Below are 16,201 nucleotides of genomic sequence, written 5' to 3' on the forward strand. Positions count from 1 at the left end.
GGACCGCTTGGTCTACTCCCGAGTTCAACCACAAGCCCTGCTCAGAGGGGGCGGGAACGTGCCGATCCGCCTTGTGGTTCCCCTCTGCCGATATGGCATCCATCACGGGGGCGGCGGAGTGTAGCAGATACTGTCACCATGCTTGTGAAGGGGCTCACGAGGTCCCCCTCGGGGGGTGCTGGATACTCGAAACATGAGCACCACGGAGCGTCCCAGGATCCTCGTTGTAGGCGGTGGGTACGTAGGCCTGTACGCGGCACGCCGCATCCTCAAGAAGATGCGGTACGGCGAGGCGACCGTCACGGTCGTCGACCCCCGCTCGTACATGACGTACCAGCCCTTCCTCCCCGAAGCTGCGGCCGGCAGCATCTCCCCGCGCCACGTCGTGGTTCCGCTGCGGCGCGTGCTCCCCAAGGCGGAGGTCCTCACCGGCCGAGTGTCGACCATCGACCAGGACCGCAAGGTCGCCGTCATCCAGCCGCTCGTCGGCGAGACGTACGAGCTGCCCTTCGACTACCTGGTCATCGCCCTCGGCGCGGTCTCCCGCACCTTCCCGATCCCCGGTCTCGCGGAGAACGGCATCGGCATGAAGGGCATAGAGGAGGCCATCGGCCTGCGCAACCACGTCCTCGAGCAGCTCGACAAGGCCGACTCCACCACGGACGAGGAGATCCGCCGCAAGGCGCTCACCTTCGTCTTCGTCGGCGGTGGCTTCGCCGGCGCGGAGACCATCGGCGAGATCGAGGACATGGCCCGTGACGCGGCCAAGTACTACCCGAACGTGAAGCGCGAGGACATGCGCTTCGTCCTCGTCGACGCCGCCGACAAGATCCTCCCCGAGGTCGGCCCGAAGCTGGGCCAGTGGGGTCTGGAGCACCTCCAGAAGCGCGGTGTCGAGGTCTACCTCAAGACCTCGATGGACTCCTGCATCGACGGCCATGTCGTCCTCAAGAACGGCCTCGAGGTCGACTCCAACACCATCGTGTGGACCGCCGGCGTCAAGCCCAACCCGGCGCTGGCCCGCTTCGGCCTGCCGCTCGGCCCGCGCGGCCATGTGGACACCGCCCCGACCCTCCAGGTCCAGGGCACCGACTACATCTGGGCCGCGGGCGACAACGCCCAGGTGCCGGACCTCGCCAGCGGCGAGGGCGCCTGGTGCCCGCCGAACGCCCAGCACGCGCTGCGCCAGGCCAAGGTCCTCGGCGACAACGTGATCTCGGGCATGCGGGGCTTCCCGCAGGGCCAGTACAAGCACGCCAACAAGGGTGCCGTCGCGGGCCTTGGCCTCCACAAGGGCGTCGCGATGATCGTCTTCGGCAAGATGAAGATCAAGCTGAAGGGCCGTCTCGCCTGGTACATGCACCGTGGCTACCACGGCATGGCCATGCCGACCTTCAACCGCAAGATCCGGGTGATCGCCGACTGGACGCTGGGGATGTTCCTCAAGCGCGAGGTCGTCTCGCTCGGTGCCATCGAGAACCCCCGCGAGGAGTTCTACGAGGCCGCCTCCCCGGTCAGCGCCGCCGCCGCGGTCAAGCCGTCGGCACCGGCCGAGAAGGCCAAGGCGTCCTGACCTCCGGGCCGGACCCGCACATCTGACGCCGAGGGCGTCCGCCATCCGTGGGGCGGACGCCCTTTCGTCTGCCCGCCGATGGCCCGCCTTTTGCAGCTGTTTTACCGATTCCAGACGTGTCGGCGGGACTGTAAAGCGGGTTCCATGGTGTTTACGTGGTGAGTGAATCTTCTTGACTCGCCATCACGGAGGTGTGACATGTCCGACGCCGCTGGGCGGATCGCCACCCTGGCCGAGGAGGTGCTGGGAGACCCCCTGCCCATCCGCGTCCGCGCCTGGGACCACAGCGAGACGGGCCCGCCCGGCGCCCCCACCCTGGTCATCCGGCGCCGCCGCGCGCTGCGCCGGCTGCTGTGGCGGCCGGGCGAGCTGGGCCTGGCCCGCGCCTGGGTCGCCGGTGACCTGGATGTCGAGGGCGATCTGTACGACGCCCTGGACCGGCTGTCCGGGCTGCTGTGGGAGCGCGGCCCCGCCACCGCGCCGCGGTCCCGGCTCCGCACCGCCATCCAGGCGCTGCGCGACCCCGCGCTGCGCACCGCCGCCGGGAAGCTGATCGCGCTCGCCGGACCGGGGCTGCCGCCGACCCCGCCCCGCGAGGAGGCGCGGACCGGCTTCGGTCCGCTGCACTCCCTGCGCCGCGACAAGAAAGCCATCAGCCACCACTACGACGTCGGCAACGACTTCTACGAACTGGTGCTCGGCCCCTCGATGGTCTACTCCTGCGCCTACTGGGACACCCCGGATTCGACGCTCGAGGACGCCCAGCGCGCCAAGCTGGACCTCGTCTGCCGCAAGCTGGCCCTGCAACCGGGCCAGCGGCTGCTGGACGTGGGGTGCGGCTGGGGCTCGATGGTGCTGCACGCGGCGCGCGAGTACGGGGTGCGCGCCGTCGGCGTCACGCTCTCCGAGGAGCAGGCGGCGTACGCCCGTAAGCGCATCGCGGACGCCGGGCTCACCGACCAGGTGGAGATCCGGGTCCAGGACTACCGCGAGGTTCCGGACGGGCCCTACGACGCCATCTCCTCCATCGGCATGGCCGAGCATGTGGGCTCCGTGCGCTACGCCGAGTACACCGCCATCCTGCACCGGCTGCTGCGGCCCGGCGGGCGGCTGCTGAACCACCAGATCGCCCGGCGCCCCCAGCCGGACGAAGAGGCTTACCACGTGGACGAGTTCATCGACCGGTATGTCTTCCCCGACGGTGAGCTCGCCCCGGTCGGCCGGACCGTCACCCAGCTGGAGGAGGCGGGCTTCGAGGTACGCGATGTGGAGGCCATCCGCGAGCATTACGCGCTCACGCTGCGCGGCTGGGTCGCCAACCTGGAGCGGTCCTGGCCGCAGGCCATGCGGCTGACCAGCCCGGGCCGGGCCCGGGTCTGGCGGCTCTACATGGCGGCCTCCGCCCTCTCCTTCGAACGCAACCGGATCGGGGTCAACCAGATCCTCGCCGTCCGCACCCCCGAGAGCGGGACCTCGGGGCTGCCGCTGCGCGCCCGCGACTGGCGCGGCTGAAACGCGGACGTCCCCGTCCGCCCCGGAGAGGGGGCGGACGGGGACGTCCGGTAGCGGTTCGCCGATCGGCTCGCCGCTACTCGGCCTTGATGGCCGCCAGCATGTTGAGCTTGGAGGCCCGCCGGGCCGGCCACAGCGCGGCGATCACGCCGACCAGCGCGGACATCAGCACGAACAGACCCATCCGGGCCCACGGCAGCACCAGCTCGTAGCTCGGCAGCTCGGTGGCGATCAGCTCACCGGCCGCCCAGCCGAAGAAGACGCCGAGGCCGAGGCCGAGCACCCCGCCGAAGAGCGAGATGACCAGGGACTCCAGCCGCACCATCCGCTTGATGCCGGCCCGGTCCAGGCCGATCGCCCGCAGCATGCCGATCTCCTTGGACCGCTCGAAGACCGACATCGCCAGGGTGTTGATGACCCCGAGCACCGCGACGATCACGGCCATGCCGAGCAGCCCGTAGAGCATGTTCAGCATCAGGGTGAAGGCACTGGCGATCTCGTCGGAGGTGTCCTGCTTGTTCTGGATCTTGATCGCGGGGTTCTCGCCGAGCGTCTTCTTCAGCAGGTCCTTGGTGTCCTGCGTCGCGCCGCCCTTGGTCTTCAGCATCACCTGGAAGTCGGCGACGGTCGTCATATGCGGGGTGACCGTGGCGTTGTCGAGCATGACCCCGCGGATCATCTGGTTGCCCTCGTAGACACCGCCCACGGTCAGCCGGCCGCTGCTGCCGTCCTCGTAGGTCACCGGGATGGTGGAGCCGACCTTCCAGTGGTTCTCATCGGCGATCTTGTCGTCGATGAGGACCTTGGTGCCCCCGAGCGCGCCGAACGAGCCCTCGGTGAAGTCCACGTTCACCAGGTCCTTGATGGCCTTGGGGTCGACGCCCGTCAGGGTGTCGCTGTCACCGGCGACCCGGGCCGGGGAGGAGCGCAGCGAGCTGATCGCGGTGACCTCGGGCACCTTGGCCAGGGTCTTGGACACATCCGGCGACATCGGCCGCGGGGTGGTCCCGCCCATGCTGACGACGTAGTCGGACTTCAGCCCGTCGGCGGCCATCTTGTCGATGCCCTTCTGCATGCTCCCCGCGATCACCGTCATACCGGTGATCAGCGTGAGGCCGACCATCAGGGCGGAGGCGGTGGCGGCGGTACGGCGCGGGTTGCGCACCGCGTTCTGCCGGGCCAGCTTGCCGGGCATCCCGAAGAGTCGCAGCACCGGGGAGGAGGCGGCGATCAGCGGGCGGGACAGCAGCGGGGTGAGGATGAAGACGCCGATCACCAGGACGGCCGCACCGAACGCCATCGGGCCCTGGCCGTCGCTGCCGCTCATGCCCGCACCGGACACCACCAGGGCGATACCGGCCGCGGCGAAGAGCGAGCCGATGGTGTTGCGGACCACCAGACCGCGGGTGGTCGGCGCGGCGTGCACGCTGTTCATCGCGGCGACCGGCGGGATCTTGGCGGCGCGGCGGCCGGGCAGCCAGGCGGAGAGCACGGTCACCACGACGCCCACGAGCACCGAGACCAGCACGGTGGTCGGCGCGACGATCAGCGGGCCGTCGGGGACGTTGGCCCCGGAGGAGTTGAGCACCGAGCGCAGCGCGGCGCCGATGCCGACACCGGCGGCGAGGCCCACCACCGCCGCGACGGCGCCGACGAAGGTGGCCTCGATCAGCACCGAGCGGGTCACCTGACGGCGGGTCGCACCCACCGCGCGCATCAGGGCGAGCTCCTTGGTGCGCTGGGCGACCAGCATGGAGAAGGTGTTGACAATGATGAAGATGCCGACGAAGAGCGCGATCCCGGCGAACACCAGCATCGCGGTCTGCATGCTGCTCATGCCCTCTTCGATCGCCTTGGCCTGGTCCTTGGCGAGCTTCTTGCCGGTGGTGGCCTTGGCCTGCTCGGGCAGGACCTTGTCGAGCGCGGTCTTCAGCGTCGCCTGCGAGGTGCCCGCGGCGGCCTTCACGTCGATCTCGTCGAACTGCCCGGGCTTGGCGAACAGCTTCTGGGCGGTGACCGTGTCGTACAGCGCGAGGGTGCCGCCGGCCGCGACATTGCCGTCGTCGGTGGTGAAGACGCCGACGACCTTCTCGGTGCGCACCGGGCCGTCGACGGACACCCGGATGGAGTCCCCGGCCTTGTACTCGCCGCGCTCGGCGGTCTTGAAGTCGAGCGCGATCTCACCCGGGGTCTTGGGGGCGCGGCCCTCGGTCATCGTGTACCGGGGGTCCTTGCCGTCGGCCCCCGGGTAGTAGTTGCCGCCGACGTTGGAGAAGCCGCCGCCGAGCAGGTCGCCCTTCTTGTCGGCGAGGGCGGCGTTGCCCTTCACGACACCGAAGGCGGAGTCGGCGCCGGGCGCCTTGGCGGCCTTGTCGAGCACCTGCTGGCTCAGCCGGGGGGCATCACCGGGGTTGGCGGAGTCGTCATCCTTCTTGTCGGGGGCGATGGCGACGTCGACGCCCTTGAAGCCCTTCTGGGAGCTCTTCTGATAGGCGTCGGAGATGGTGTTGGTGAAGACCAGGGTGCCGGCGACGAAGGCCACACCGAGCATCACGGCGAGCACGGTCATCAGCAACCGGGCCTTGTGCGCAAGCACATTGCGCAGGGCTGTACGGAGCATGAGTGTCAGTCCTGAGGGGTGGGGAGGGGAGTGCGAGGCGGCGTACGGATACGGGCGCGCCCCGCGTCAGCTCGTACGGCCCTTGGCGTCGAAGCGCCTCATGCGGTCGAGGACCGAGTCGGCGGTGGGGTTGGGCAGGTCGTCCACGATCCGGCCGTCGGCGAGGAAGACCACGCGGTCGGCGTAGGACGCGGCGACCGGGTCGTGGGTCACCATCACGATCGTCTGGCCCATCTCCCGCACCGAGTTGCGCAGGAAGCCCAGGACCTCGGCGCCGGAGCGGGAATCCAGGTTTCCGGTCGGCTCGTCGGCGAAGATGATCTCCGGCTGGCCGGCCAGGGCGCGGGCCACCGCGACGCGCTGCTGCTGACCACCCGACAGCTGGTTGGGCCGGTGCTTGAGCCGCCCGGCCAGACCGACCGTGGCCACGACCTGGTCCAGCCACGCCTGGTCGGCCTTGCGACCGGCGATGTCCATCGGGAGGGTGATGTTCTCCAGCGCGTTCAGCGTCGGCAGCAGGTTGAACGCCTGGAAGATGAAGCCGATCTTGTCGCGGCGAAGCTGGGTGAGCTTCTTGTCCTTGAGCGTGGTCAGTTCGACGTCGCCGATCCGGGCCGAGCCGCTGGAGATCGTGTCGAGACCCGCCATGCAGTGCATCAACGTCGACTTGCCGGAGCCCGAGGGGCCCATGATCGCGGTGAACTGCGCCTGGCGGAACTCGACGGAGACCGAGTCCAGGGCGATGACCTGGGTCTCGCCCTCGCCGTAGACCTTGGAGAGATCGGTGGCCCGGGCGGCCGCCGCTGACGTGCGGTAGGCGGTTTCGACGCCGAAGGGGGTGGTGGTCACGGTGGATGACTCCTGTCGTGCTCTACGGGAGTGGGCGGGACGTCACTCCATGGTTCCGGTTGTGAAGGGGGACGGGATCAGCCCGTGCTCCGGTTCTGCGGGGGGTCTCGCGATGTAGGTGGTGGTGGCGGAGTCCTCCTTGAGGAGGAGAAGACACCCCGGGCGGGGCGTCGAGATTGCGTCAATCCCCAGTTAATGGGGGTTCAGGGCATATCGGCAGGTCCAATGGCCGTCGGCATCTTCGGGTACCCCGCCCCGCTGCTGATGCACCCTCAGTTGCCAATAAAATAAGACAACCTCGGTCCGCGGATTCACTGTGCGGGGGCATGTCCCCGGATAGGCTCGTGCTGCTCTCTTCCAGGGGAGGGCCGTATGCGCTCCGTACGGCCCAGGGGGAACCGCCGCCCGGATGGTGGAATGCAGACACGGCGAGCTTAAACCTCGCTGCCCCTCGCGGGCGTACCGGTTCAAGTCCGGTTCCGGGCACCTTCAGATCCGGTGGGCGCACTCAGCGTGTGTGGATGGTCGCCCAATGTGTGTGCGCGGGGCCCGCAGGGGCCTCGCGCGGTCTCTCCCTGCGTGAAAAGATCCTCCCTGGGCACTAGGGTGCTTTCTTTGCTTACCTATTACTCTTGAGTCAAGGTCGCGCCCGGCGGCCATGGAGGAGTGAGATGAGGAGCAGCAACCCGGTCTTCTCGCGACGGGGGTTCAGCCGCAGCGGCGGCTACGCCGGTTTCGGCGCGGCACCGCAGGCCGGGAGCCCCGTCGCCGGTCAGGGCAATCCGTACGCGCAGACACAGGCGCCCACGAACCCCTATGCGGCGGGCGACCAGCAGAATCTGACCCCCCAGCAGCTGCAGCAGATGTACGGCGCGCCGCCGGCGGGCCCGCTGCAGACCGGCCGGATGACGATGGACGACGTCGTCATGCGCACCGGTATGACGCTCGGCACCGTCATCGTCGCCGCCGCGGCCGCGTGGATCGCGCAGCTTCCGGTGGGCGTGGGCATCGGCGCCGCGCTCGTGGCGATGGTGCTCGGTCTCGTCCAGGCGTTCAAGCGCACGGCCTCGCCTGCGCTGATCATGGGTTACGCCCTCTTCGAGGGCCTCTTCCTCGGCGTCATCAGCCAGGTGTACAACGAGCGCTGGTCCGGCATCCCGATGCAGGCCGTGCTCGGCACGATGGCCGTGTTCGTCGGTGTGCTCGTCGCGTACAAGACCCGTCTCATCCGGGTGAACGCGCGATTCCAGCGCTTTGTGCTCGCCGCCGCCATCGGCTTCGTGCTGCTGATGGCGGTCAACCTGCTGTTCGCCGCCATCGGTGGCGGGGACGGCCTCGGCTTCCGCAGCGGTGGCCTCGGCATCGTCTTCGGCCTCGTCGGTGTCGTGCTCGGCGCGGCGTTCCTGGCGATGGACTTCAAGCAGATCGAGGACGGCGTCCAGTACGGCGCTCCGCGCGAGGAGTCCTGGCTGGCGGCCTTCGGGCTGACGCTCTCGCTGGTGTGGATCTACCTGGAGCTGCTCCGGCTGATCTCGATCTTCAGGGACTAGCGTCGGGTGGTGCGGGCCCCGTCCGCACCACCGGCTCGGACCCGGCGCACCTGAAAGGGCCCGCGGAGGCGATGACCTCCGCGGGCCCTTCTTCCTGTGCGGCTTAAGCCGCCCGGTTCGGTGGGTCTGTCATACACGCTTCTGCCTCCGGGCAGCGGCTACAGCAGCTTGCGTGCCGCACGCCTCAAGTCGTGTTCATGGATGATGGCTTTCGCATGGCCGTAGGCGAGCTGGTGCTCGCCGCGCAACCAGCTCACCTTCTCCTCGAAGCGGAAGAAAGCGGGGCCATCGTCGACCGTGCGCAGCCAGTCGGCAACTTCACGGCCCGTGCACTGGGGGATGCGGGAGAGTAGGTTCCGGTGAGTCTCGTCGGAGAAGATTTGGGACATCGGCGCCTCCGGACGCTTCCATGCCGGCCCCCGGGTCCATGGCCCGGGTTTCCTTCAGCTCACCGTGCCTGAGTGTTCGCCCGTTGGCAACAGTCCCTCAGTGGCGCATACGCTCGGAGCGTGGACGATACGACCCCCCTCATGACCGCCGTCGACCGGCTCGCCGACCGGCTGCGGGCCCTTCCGCGGTCCCGGCTGCGCGCGGGCGCGGCGGCCGAAGGACTGGCGCTGGCCAGGGAATTGTCGGCGCGCGCACAGCGTCTGGAGGAGCCGGGAACCCCGCCGCGGATCATGCCGGACGCGGGGCTGTTCGTGGTCGCCGACCAGGTGGCGGTGGCCGGACATGACTTGGTGCACGCGCTGGAGCGTGCGCCGGGCGGCTCCGGGGGCGGCCAGGCGGCGCAGGGGGTCACCGAGGCGGTGGCGCTCGTGGTGGAGACGGCCGGGCGCTGCGGGGTCTGAGGGCGCCGGTCGCCGAGGCTTACCGCGGGTTCGTACCGGGGTTCACAGCGAGGCGATGACGCGGTCGGCCAGAACGTACACATTGTCCTCGCCGCAACCGAACGTGAGCGCATACGCACCGGAGACGCCCGAGCCGCCGAGCAGCACCGGGGTGGTGCCCTCGCGCAGCGCGTCCGCCAGCCGCTCGGCCGTCTCCCGGTGGCCCGGGGTCATGCAGATCGTGGTGCCGTCGGCGAAGACGTAGACATCCAGGGTGCCGAGGGGCCCGGGGCGCACATCGGACAGCGGGGTGCGGGCGTCGGCCAGCTCGGTGATCCGGGTCACCGTACGGTCGTGGTCGGCCACGGGTGACGACGGGGAGAAGTCGGGGTGGGACGGATGGCGTCGGCGGGCCGCCGCGAGCTCGGCCGACTCCCTGGGCTCGACCGCCGGCTCCGGCTCGACGCCCAGCTCCAGCTCCACCTCGGCCTCGACCTCGGGTTCCTGGTCCCCGGCGGAGTCCAGCGCCTCGGGGCCCAGCGCGTCCAGGCCGAGCAGCGGTTCGAGCCCGGCCAGATCGGCCTGGCGGGGCACGAAGAGCTGCGCGTCCTGTACGGCGTCCTCGCCGTACCCGCCGGGCCCGCCCAGCAGGGAGTGGGCGTCGGCCGTTCCGGCGGAGTCCCTGGCCTCCTGGGCGGCCCAGAACGCCCGCGCCTCGGCCAGCTCGCGCTCCCGCTCCTCGGCGAGCGCCTCGGCCACGGCCGCGCGTATCTCGGCGGCCGGGGTGGCGCGGGGTGCGGGCACCGTCACACCGTTCTCCTCGCCGCCGCTGCCCGCCTGGGCGCCGGCGGCGACGGTGGCCGCGAGCTCGGCGCGCAGCTCACAGATCTGCCGGCGCATACCGCGCGCGGTGTGCAGGGCGGCCGCCCCTACGGCCGTGGCGGTCACCGCGGCCAGGAGGAGGGCAAGAGTCGTGGGGCTCACTGACGTACTCCCGGTTGGCTGTTGATCCCCCGAATTCCTACCTCAGCTTGAGGCTTATCGCCTCTCGACGTCAGTGCATACCATCACCAAATGGACAGAATTCGGTACCGGAAGGGCCTTTGGTCACCCGTGCTGAGCTGGGCAGACGGCTCTCCCCCAGGACCTTTGTCACATCCTGGGGGAGATTCGGTCACGGCTCGATCGAAACCAGTGTCTCAGACGCGAGGCGGCTCGGCCCCTCGGCCCGGCCCGGCTCAGCCCGGCGGCTCGGCCGGACTCGGCCGCCCGGCTCAGCCCGGCTCAGCTCAGGCGCTCGATGACCATCGCCATGCCCTGGCCGCCGCCGACGCACATGGTCTCCAGGCCGAACTGCTTGTCGTGGAACTGCAGCGAATTGATCAGCGTGCCGGTGATCCGGGCGCCGGTCATGCCGAAGGGGTGGCCCACGGCGATCGCGCCGCCGTTGACGTTGAGCCGGTCCAGGTCGATGCCCAGGTCGCGGTAGGACGGGATGACCTGCGCGGCGAACGCCTCGTTGATCTCCACCAGGTCGATATCGCCGATCGACATCCCGGCGCGGGCCAGCGCCTGCTTGGACGCCTCGACCGGTCCGTACCCCATGATCTCGGGGGAGAGGCCGGAGACGCCGGTCGACACGATCCGGGCCAGCGGGGTCACGCCCAGCTCCCGCGCCTTGGTGTCGGACATGATCACCAGCGCCGCGGCGCCGTCGTTGAGCGGGCAGCAGTTGCCCGCGGTGATCCGGCCGTCGGGGCGGAAGACCGGCTTCAGGCCCTGCACGGCCTCCAGGGTGGTGCCCGCGCGGGGGCCGTCGTCCTGGCTGACGACCGTGCCGTCCGGGGTGGTCACCGGGGTGATCTCACGCTCCCAGAAGCCCTTCTTGATGGCTTCCTCGGCGAGGTTCTGGGACCGGACGCCGAACTCGTCCATGTCCTCGCGGGTGACTCCCTTGAGCCGGGCCAGGTTCTCGGCGGTCTGGCCCATGGCGATGTACACATCGGGGAGCAGGCCGTCCTCGCGCGGGTCGTGCCAGCCCTCGCCGCCCTGCTCGGCGCGCGTGGCCGTACGGGCCTCGGCGTCCGCGAACAGCGGGTTGTGGGTGTCCGGCAGCCCGTCCGAGGTGCCCTTCTTGGCCCGCGAGACCATCTCGACGCCCGCCGAGATGAAGACGTCGCCCTCGCCCGCCTTGATGGCGTGCATCGCCATCCGCGAGGTCTGGAGGGAGGAGGAGCAGTAGCGGGTGATCGTGCAGCCGGGGAGGTGGTCCATCCCCATCTGCACGGCCACGACCCGCCCCAGGTTGTGCCCCTGCTCACCGCCGGGCGCCCCGCAGCCGAGCATCAGGTCGTCGATCTCGCGCGGATCGAGCTCGGGGACCTTGGCGAGCGCGGCCTGGATGATCTCGGCGGTGAGGTCGTCCGGGCGCAGATCTTTGAGCGATCCCTTGAAGGCGCGGCCGATGGGAGAACGGGCTGCAGAGACGATCACTGCTTCGGGCATCACGGCTCCATGGGGGCGGGGGTGCGGGTGGGACTCTGAGGGAAGTTACCCGTACGTATCGGCAGGGTCACGGGGTGCGGGCTGTGACGCGGAACTCTTTTTTCCAAGCGTACGCTCAGCGGCCCCGGGGTTCGCCCTGCCCGCGGCGCTCTCCCTCGCGCCCTACGGGGCGCCGATACGCGCCCGGGTGCCGCCTCCAGGACCCAGCGGCCCCCGGGCCCCGAACGCGGGCCGCGCGCCCGCTACCCGAACGAGCGGGAGGTTCCGGGGCCGGGTGCCCCTGCCCCCGGCGCGCCAAGTACTTGACCTGAAGCAACTAATCCATCAAGCGATTTCCAGAGGGGTACCCCACCCCCTGCCCCCGGCATGGGCCTCGCCCCGGCCCACGGAAGCCGCCACCGCCCCAGCCGCCGACGGCGCGGCCCCGGCCCGGCCCCGCCTGCTGTCCGGCATCGGCCTTGACCCCCGCCGGCGGGAGCCGCGACCGGCTCTCGCCCCCCACCGGCCCGGCGGTCGGTGGCGAGGGTTCGGCTGGGCACTGCCTGCTGTCCGGCGTCGGCCTTGGGCCCTGTTGGCGGGGGCCGCGACCGGCTCTCGCTCCCTGCGGCCCGGCGGTCGGCGGCGAGGGCTCGGCCGGGCACGTCCGCCGCCGTTGCTCAATTGCGCCGAAGGCGCGAGATGAAGGGCGCGCTCGGCCGGGCAGATCAGCCCGCCCCGGAGGGGCACGGCAGCCGGTGTGCGGCCGCAGGAGCCGCGACTGGCTCTCGCCCCTGCGGCCTGGCGGTCGGCGGCGAGGGCTTGGCCGGGCACCTCTGCCGCCGCTGCTCAATTGCGCCGAAGGCGCGAGGCGAAGGGCGCGCCCGGCCGGGCAGATCAGCCCGCCCCGGGGAGGGCACGGCAGCCCGAGGAGGGGCCGCCGCCGTGGCGGCGTGGCAGCCGGAGTCCGGCGATGGCGTGGCAGCCCGGCCCGGGGCCCGCAGGCCCGGGTGGGCTGCGGTCGCAGACCCCGGGTGGCCCGGGGTCCGCAGGCCCGGGTGGGCTGGGGCCCCAGCCCAAGGGGAGCTGGGCCCGGCGGGGGTCAGGAGCCCGAAGGGGGCGGGGAGGTCGGGGACGAGGTGTCGGGGGAGCCGGACACGGTCGCGGGCTCCTTGGCGGGGCCCTGGCGCCGCAGCAACCGGGCCCAGGGCCCGCGAGCCGCGGTGACCTCGGTGCCACCCTCGGCGGCCGCCTCGGCCGCCGCCGTGGCGACCGGCAGGATGCCCTCGTCGAGCGTCTCCGCCGCCTCCTCGGGCCACAGGCCCAGCGAGTCGCACAGGGTCGGCAGAACGGCCATCGAGGCCGTGGCGTACCCCTCCGCCGAGGGGTGGAAGTTGTCCGGGCCGAACAGCTCGCGCGGATTGGCCGCGAACTCGGGGCCGAGCAGATCGCCCAGCGAGACCGTGCGCCCGCCCTGCTCCACCACCCCGATCGTCTGCGCGGCGGCAAGCTGTCGGCTCAGCCGCCGCGCGACCCAGCGCAGCGGCTGATAGACGGGCTCGATCGTGCCGAGGTCGGGACAGGTGCCCACCACCACCTCGCAGCCGCTCTCGCGCAGTCTGCGCACCGCGTCCGACAGCAGCCGCACCGACTTGGCGGGCGGCATCCGACGGGTCACGTCATTGGCGCCGATCATGATCACGCACACGTCGGGAAGCAGCTCCGCATCCCCCAGCACCAGCGTGACCTGGCGCTCCAGATCGCTGGACTGCGCCCCCGGCAGCGCCACATTCCGCAGGTCCACCGGGCGCTCGGCAACCGCCGCGAGCCCTGAGGCGAGCAGCGCGCCCGGTGTCTGACTAGGGCGGTGGACGCCCTGTCCGGCGGCCGTGGAGTCGCCGAGAAAGGCCAGCCGCAGTGGGGGCTGGCCGGTCCTGCGGGCGAAGGCGAAGCCATATCGGCCGTCCGCGCGCGGCGGAGGATCGTCCGACCCGCCCACGACCCGCTTCGCATGGGACACCTCAGTGAGCAACAGCACGGCGGTCACCCCGCCCAGCAGCCCGATCCCGCCGCCCCCGTACGCCGCCGCGGCCGCGATCCGCCGCGCCACCCTCGCCCTCGACATCGACATGGGTCCAGGCCACCTCCGTCCGCACGCGCACGCGCTTCCTTCTCCTTTGTACGCCTCGCTAACAACTTGTTGCCCCGCACAGCCTTCCTCCCAACGCACGGGTCGCAGGGCGGGGGGCGCGCAATAAGCTGACAGCACGGCGCCGCGATGGCGGCCGCCCCGACGCGGAGATCCCGCGGAACCGGACCAGGAGCAGGTGTGCAGTACTACGAATCGATGATTGAGCTGGTCGGCAACACCCCGCTGGTGAAGCTCAACACCGTGACCGAGGGCATCCGGGCAACCGTCCTGGCCAAGGTCGAATACTTCAATCCCGGTGGCTCGGTGAAGGACCGGATCGCGGTCCGGATGATCGAGGCAGCCGAGCGCTCCGGTGAGCTCGAGCCGGGCGGCACCATCGTCGAGCCGACGTCCGGCAACACGGGCGTGGGCCTCGCGATGGTCGCCCAGCGCAAGGGCTACAAGTGCATCTTCGTCTGCCCGGACAAGGTGTCCACGGACAAGATCAACGTGCTGCGGGCCTACGGCGCCGAGGTGGTGGTCTGCCCCACCGCCGTGGACCCCGAGCACCCCGACTCGTACTACAACGTCTCCGACCGGCTGGTCCGCGAGACGCCGGGTGCCTGGAAGCCCGACCAGTACAGCAACCCGAACAACCCGCTCTCCCACTACGAGTCCACCGGCCCCGAGCTGTGGGAGCAGACCGAGGGGAAGATCACCCACTTCGTCGCGGGCGTCGGCACCGGCGGCACGATCTCCGGCACCGGCCGCTATCTGAAGGAGGCCAGCGAGGGACGGGTCCAGGTGGTCGGCGCCGACCCCGAGGGCTCGGTCTACTCCGGCGGCTCCGGCCGCCCGTATCTGATCGAGGGCGTCGGTGAGGACTTCTGGCCGACCGCCTACGACCAGACCGTCGCGGACGAGATCGTCGCGGTCTCCGACAAGGACGCCTTCCAGATGACGCGGCGGCTGGCCAAGGAGGAGGGGCTGCTGGTCGGCGGCTCCTGCGGAATGGCGGTCGTGGCCGCGCTGAAGGTCGCCGAGCGGCTCGGACCGGACGATGTGGTGGTCGTGCTGCTGCCCGACAGCGGCCGTGGCTATCTGTCCAAGATCTTCAACGATGAGTGGATGGCCGACTACGGCTTCCTGGAGGAGGGCGGCCCCTCGGTGCGCGTCGGCGACGTCCTCCAGGGCAAGCAGGGCGGACTGCCCTCGCTGGTCCATATGCACCCGGACGAGACGGTGGGCGAGGCCATCGACGTGCTGCGCGAGTACGGCGTCTCGCAGATGCCGATCGTCAAGCCGGGCGCCGGGCACCCGGATGTGATGGCCGCCGAGGTCATCGGTTCGGTGGTCGAACGCGAGCTGCTGGACGCCCTGTTCGCCCGGCGCGCGGAGCTGACCGACCCGCTGGAGAAGCACATGAGCCCGCCGCTGCCGCACGTCGGCTCCGGCGAGCCGGTCGAGGACCTGATGGCGGTGCTGGGCACGGCGGACGCGGCGATCGTGCTGGTGGAGGGGAAGCCGAAGGGCGTGGTGAGTCGGCAGGACCTGCTGGCGTACCTGGCCAGCGGCGTCAAGTAAGGGCTCCCAAGGGGGCTCATCAGGGGGGCTCAAGCGGACCTGAACGGCGCCCAACTGCCCTTCGAGGGAGGCCCGCCATGGCTTCGGGGAAGTGGTACGTACGTGTCACGCGCCCGCAGCACAGGGTTAACACAGCTCCGGCAGATTAGTGGGTGTCGGAAGGACGACACCGACACCCAGGATGAGGCGACAGGACATCCGGAGCGGCTCCCGGACCTCCATGGTCGCCTGGACGCGGAAGTCCGGCCCTGACCCGGCCCGCGTCCCCCGCGGGGACCGCCGTCGTCCCGCCCTCGGTGCCCAGCACCGGGGTGCGGCGGTCCCCGCGCACGCCTCTTTTTTGGGGCTCGGTTCGCCTCCGGGGCGCTCAAGTCGCTGTCGACGGTCGACCGTGCTCGGTCGCTCGTTCCTCGCTCCCTGCGCGCGCTCTCCCTTTCGACAGCGACGCCCCCCTTCGGCTCACTCGCCGGTAAGCCCAAGCACTCGGACGCGCTTTGGCACCCTGCGGCTTACCCGGTCACCCTGGGGCGCGCCCCCGGCCGGTCGGACCAAGCGCCCGGAGGCTCTACGGCGTCCGCGAAACCTACTCCCGGCTCTCCTCCGGGCTCCGACCCCGGCGCAGCCAGGAGAAGCCGCCCGCCGCGTGGACCGCGTTGACCCCGAAGATCCCCGCCCAGGTGATCAGCAGGCCGGGCAGGCCCTCGTTCACCACGCCGATCGCCGACAGCGGGATCGCCAGCACCAGGGAGATCCCGACGAAGGCGAAGCGCTCGCCGATGCCCATCCCGTGGGGCTGGTCCGGATGGGCGCCGGTAACGTACGGGCGGGTGCCGCGTGCCGCCGCCATCTGCTGTTCGGCGAGCTGGCGGCGGACATGCCGGTCCGCCGTATCGTTGAAGCGCTGCTCGACCTTCTCCATGAAGGAGTCGACCAGTTCCGACTCGTACTCCGCACCCAGTTCCTTACGGGTCTGCAGGGCCGCGTCGAGTTCCTTTTTCAGATCCGGGTCACGGGCGTCCATGCTTAATGACGGTACGGTCACGGGGACGCTTTGTCGGTAGGGCTAGCCCC

The 16,201-nt window shown here is 70.7% G+C and carries 12 protein-coding genes and 1 tRNA gene; 6 read left to right on the forward strand and 7 right to left on the reverse strand.

Features of this window, described 5'->3' with window-relative positions:
- The first annotated feature begins 193 nt into the window (after positions 1-193).
- Both J5X86_RS36095 and J5X86_RS36100 read left to right on the forward strand, forming a co-directional pair.
- Positions 194-1,573 (forward strand): NAD(P)/FAD-dependent oxidoreductase, encoded by a 1,380-nt coding sequence (locus J5X86_RS36095; protein ID WP_078641881.1) that lies wholly within the window; start codon positions 194-196, stop codon positions 1,571-1,573.
- Positions 1,574-1,771: 198 nt separating this feature from the next.
- Positions 1,772-3,085, forward strand: coding sequence for a cyclopropane-fatty-acyl-phospholipid synthase family protein (locus tag J5X86_RS36100; protein WP_208520897.1), 1,314 nt, complete (start codon positions 1,772-1,774; stop codon positions 3,083-3,085).
- 76 nt (positions 3,086-3,161) lie between these two features.
- On the opposite strand, the gene J5X86_RS36105 is transcribed toward J5X86_RS36100, so the two are convergent.
- Both J5X86_RS36105 and J5X86_RS36110 read right to left on the reverse strand, forming a co-directional pair.
- Positions 3,162-5,705: an ABC transporter permease gene (locus J5X86_RS36105; RefSeq protein WP_208520898.1), complete on the reverse strand. Its 2,544-nt coding sequence runs from the start codon at positions 5,703-5,705 to the stop codon at positions 3,162-3,164.
- A gap of 66 nt (positions 5,706-5,771) precedes the next feature.
- A complete protein-coding gene (locus J5X86_RS36110) occupies positions 5,772-6,554 on the reverse strand; it encodes an ABC transporter ATP-binding protein (RefSeq protein WP_208520899.1) in 783 nt (260 codons plus the stop codon).
- A gap of 403 nt (positions 6,555-6,957) precedes the next feature.
- Here J5X86_RS36110 and J5X86_RS36115 point away from each other — a divergent pair.
- Positions 6,958-7,040: transfer RNA gene (locus J5X86_RS36115), tRNA-Leu, on the forward strand.
- A gap of 185 nt (positions 7,041-7,225) precedes the next feature.
- A complete protein-coding gene (locus J5X86_RS36120) occupies positions 7,226-8,104 on the forward strand; it encodes a Bax inhibitor-1/YccA family protein (RefSeq protein WP_208520900.1) in 879 nt (292 codons plus the stop codon).
- Between the two features lie 158 nt (positions 8,105-8,262).
- Here the strand turns inward: J5X86_RS36120 and J5X86_RS36125 are convergent, their stop codons facing one another.
- Positions 8,263-8,493 (reverse strand): DUF4287 domain-containing protein, encoded by a 231-nt coding sequence (locus J5X86_RS36125; RefSeq protein ID WP_014061257.1) that lies wholly within the window; start codon positions 8,491-8,493, stop codon positions 8,263-8,265.
- A 141-nt stretch (positions 8,494-8,634) separates the two neighbouring features.
- Between J5X86_RS36125 and J5X86_RS36130 the strand changes: the two genes are divergently transcribed.
- The gene (locus J5X86_RS36130) at positions 8,635-8,955 is read left to right on the forward strand and encodes a hypothetical protein (RefSeq protein ID WP_243982376.1); all 321 of its coding nucleotides are present in this window, start codon (positions 8,635-8,637) and stop codon (positions 8,953-8,955) included.
- A 42-nt stretch (positions 8,956-8,997) separates the two neighbouring features.
- On the opposite strand, the gene J5X86_RS36135 is transcribed toward J5X86_RS36130, so the two are convergent.
- The 3 genes from J5X86_RS36135 to J5X86_RS36145 all read right to left on the reverse strand — a co-directional run bounded on the left by J5X86_RS36135 (position 8,998) and on the right by J5X86_RS36145 (position 13,546).
- Positions 8,998-9,918, reverse strand: coding sequence for a hypothetical protein (locus J5X86_RS36135; RefSeq protein ID WP_208520902.1), 921 nt, complete (start codon positions 9,916-9,918; stop codon positions 8,998-9,000).
- 300 nt (positions 9,919-10,218) lie between these two features.
- Positions 10,219-11,439 carry an acetyl-CoA C-acetyltransferase gene (locus J5X86_RS36140; RefSeq protein ID WP_208520903.1) on the reverse strand — a complete coding sequence of 407 codons (1,221 nt, stop codon included), beginning with the start codon at positions 11,437-11,439 and terminating at the stop codon, positions 10,219-10,221.
- A gap of 1,078 nt (positions 11,440-12,517) precedes the next feature.
- The gene (locus tag J5X86_RS36145; RefSeq protein WP_208520904.1) at positions 12,518-13,546 is read right to left on the reverse strand and encodes an SGNH/GDSL hydrolase family protein; all 1,029 of its coding nucleotides are present in this window, start codon (positions 13,544-13,546) and stop codon (positions 12,518-12,520) included.
- A gap of 198 nt (positions 13,547-13,744) precedes the next feature.
- Here J5X86_RS36145 and J5X86_RS36150 point away from each other — a divergent pair, with 198 nt between their 5' ends.
- Positions 13,745-15,130 carry a cystathionine beta-synthase gene (locus J5X86_RS36150; RefSeq protein ID WP_208520905.1) on the forward strand — a complete coding sequence of 462 codons (1,386 nt, stop codon included), beginning with the start codon at positions 13,745-13,747 and terminating at the stop codon, positions 15,128-15,130.
- A 583-nt stretch (positions 15,131-15,713) separates the two neighbouring features.
- On the opposite strand, the gene J5X86_RS36155 is transcribed toward J5X86_RS36150, so the two are convergent.
- Positions 15,714-16,151, reverse strand: a complete 438-nt coding sequence (locus tag J5X86_RS36155) for a hypothetical protein (RefSeq protein ID WP_208520906.1) — start codon at positions 16,149-16,151, stop codon at positions 15,714-15,716.
- Between the last annotated feature and the right edge of the window lie 50 nt (positions 16,152-16,201).

The sequence above is a fragment of the Streptomyces sp. NEAU-YJ-81 genome, assembly GCF_017592595.1.
GTDB lineage: Bacteria > Actinomycetota > Actinomycetes > Streptomycetales > Streptomycetaceae > Streptomyces > Streptomyces hygroscopicus_B.

Bases quoted from the DNA above. Each gene is read 5' to 3' on its own strand.
- J5X86_RS36155 (WP_208520906.1), bottom strand. From the start codon at position 16,151: ATGGACGCCCGTGACCCGGATCTGAAAAAGGAACTCGACGCGGCCCTG.
- J5X86_RS36100 (WP_208520897.1), top strand. From the start codon at position 1,772: ATGTCCGACGCCGCTGGGCGGATCGCCACCCTGGCCGAGGAGGTGCTG.
- J5X86_RS36105 (WP_208520898.1), bottom strand. From the start codon at position 5,705: ATGCTCCGTACAGCCCTGCGCAATGTGCTTGCGCACAAGGCCCGGTTG.
- J5X86_RS36130 (WP_243982376.1), top strand. From the start codon at position 8,635: ATGACCGCCGTCGACCGGCTCGCCGACCGGCTGCGGGCCCTTCCGCGG.
- J5X86_RS36095 (WP_078641881.1), top strand. From the start codon at position 194: ATGAGCACCACGGAGCGTCCCAGGATCCTCGTTGTAGGCGGTGGGTAC.
- J5X86_RS36125 (WP_014061257.1), bottom strand. From the start codon at position 8,493: ATGTCCCAAATCTTCTCCGACGAGACTCACCGGAACCTACTCTCCCGC.
- J5X86_RS36140 (WP_208520903.1), bottom strand. From the start codon at position 11,439: ATGCCCGAAGCAGTGATCGTCTCTGCAGCCCGTTCTCCCATCGGCCGC.
- J5X86_RS36120 (WP_208520900.1), top strand. From the start codon at position 7,226: ATGAGGAGCAGCAACCCGGTCTTCTCGCGACGGGGGTTCAGCCGCAGC.
- J5X86_RS36145 (WP_208520904.1), bottom strand. From the start codon at position 13,546: ATGTCGATGTCGAGGGCGAGGGTGGCGCGGCGGATCGCGGCCGCGGCG.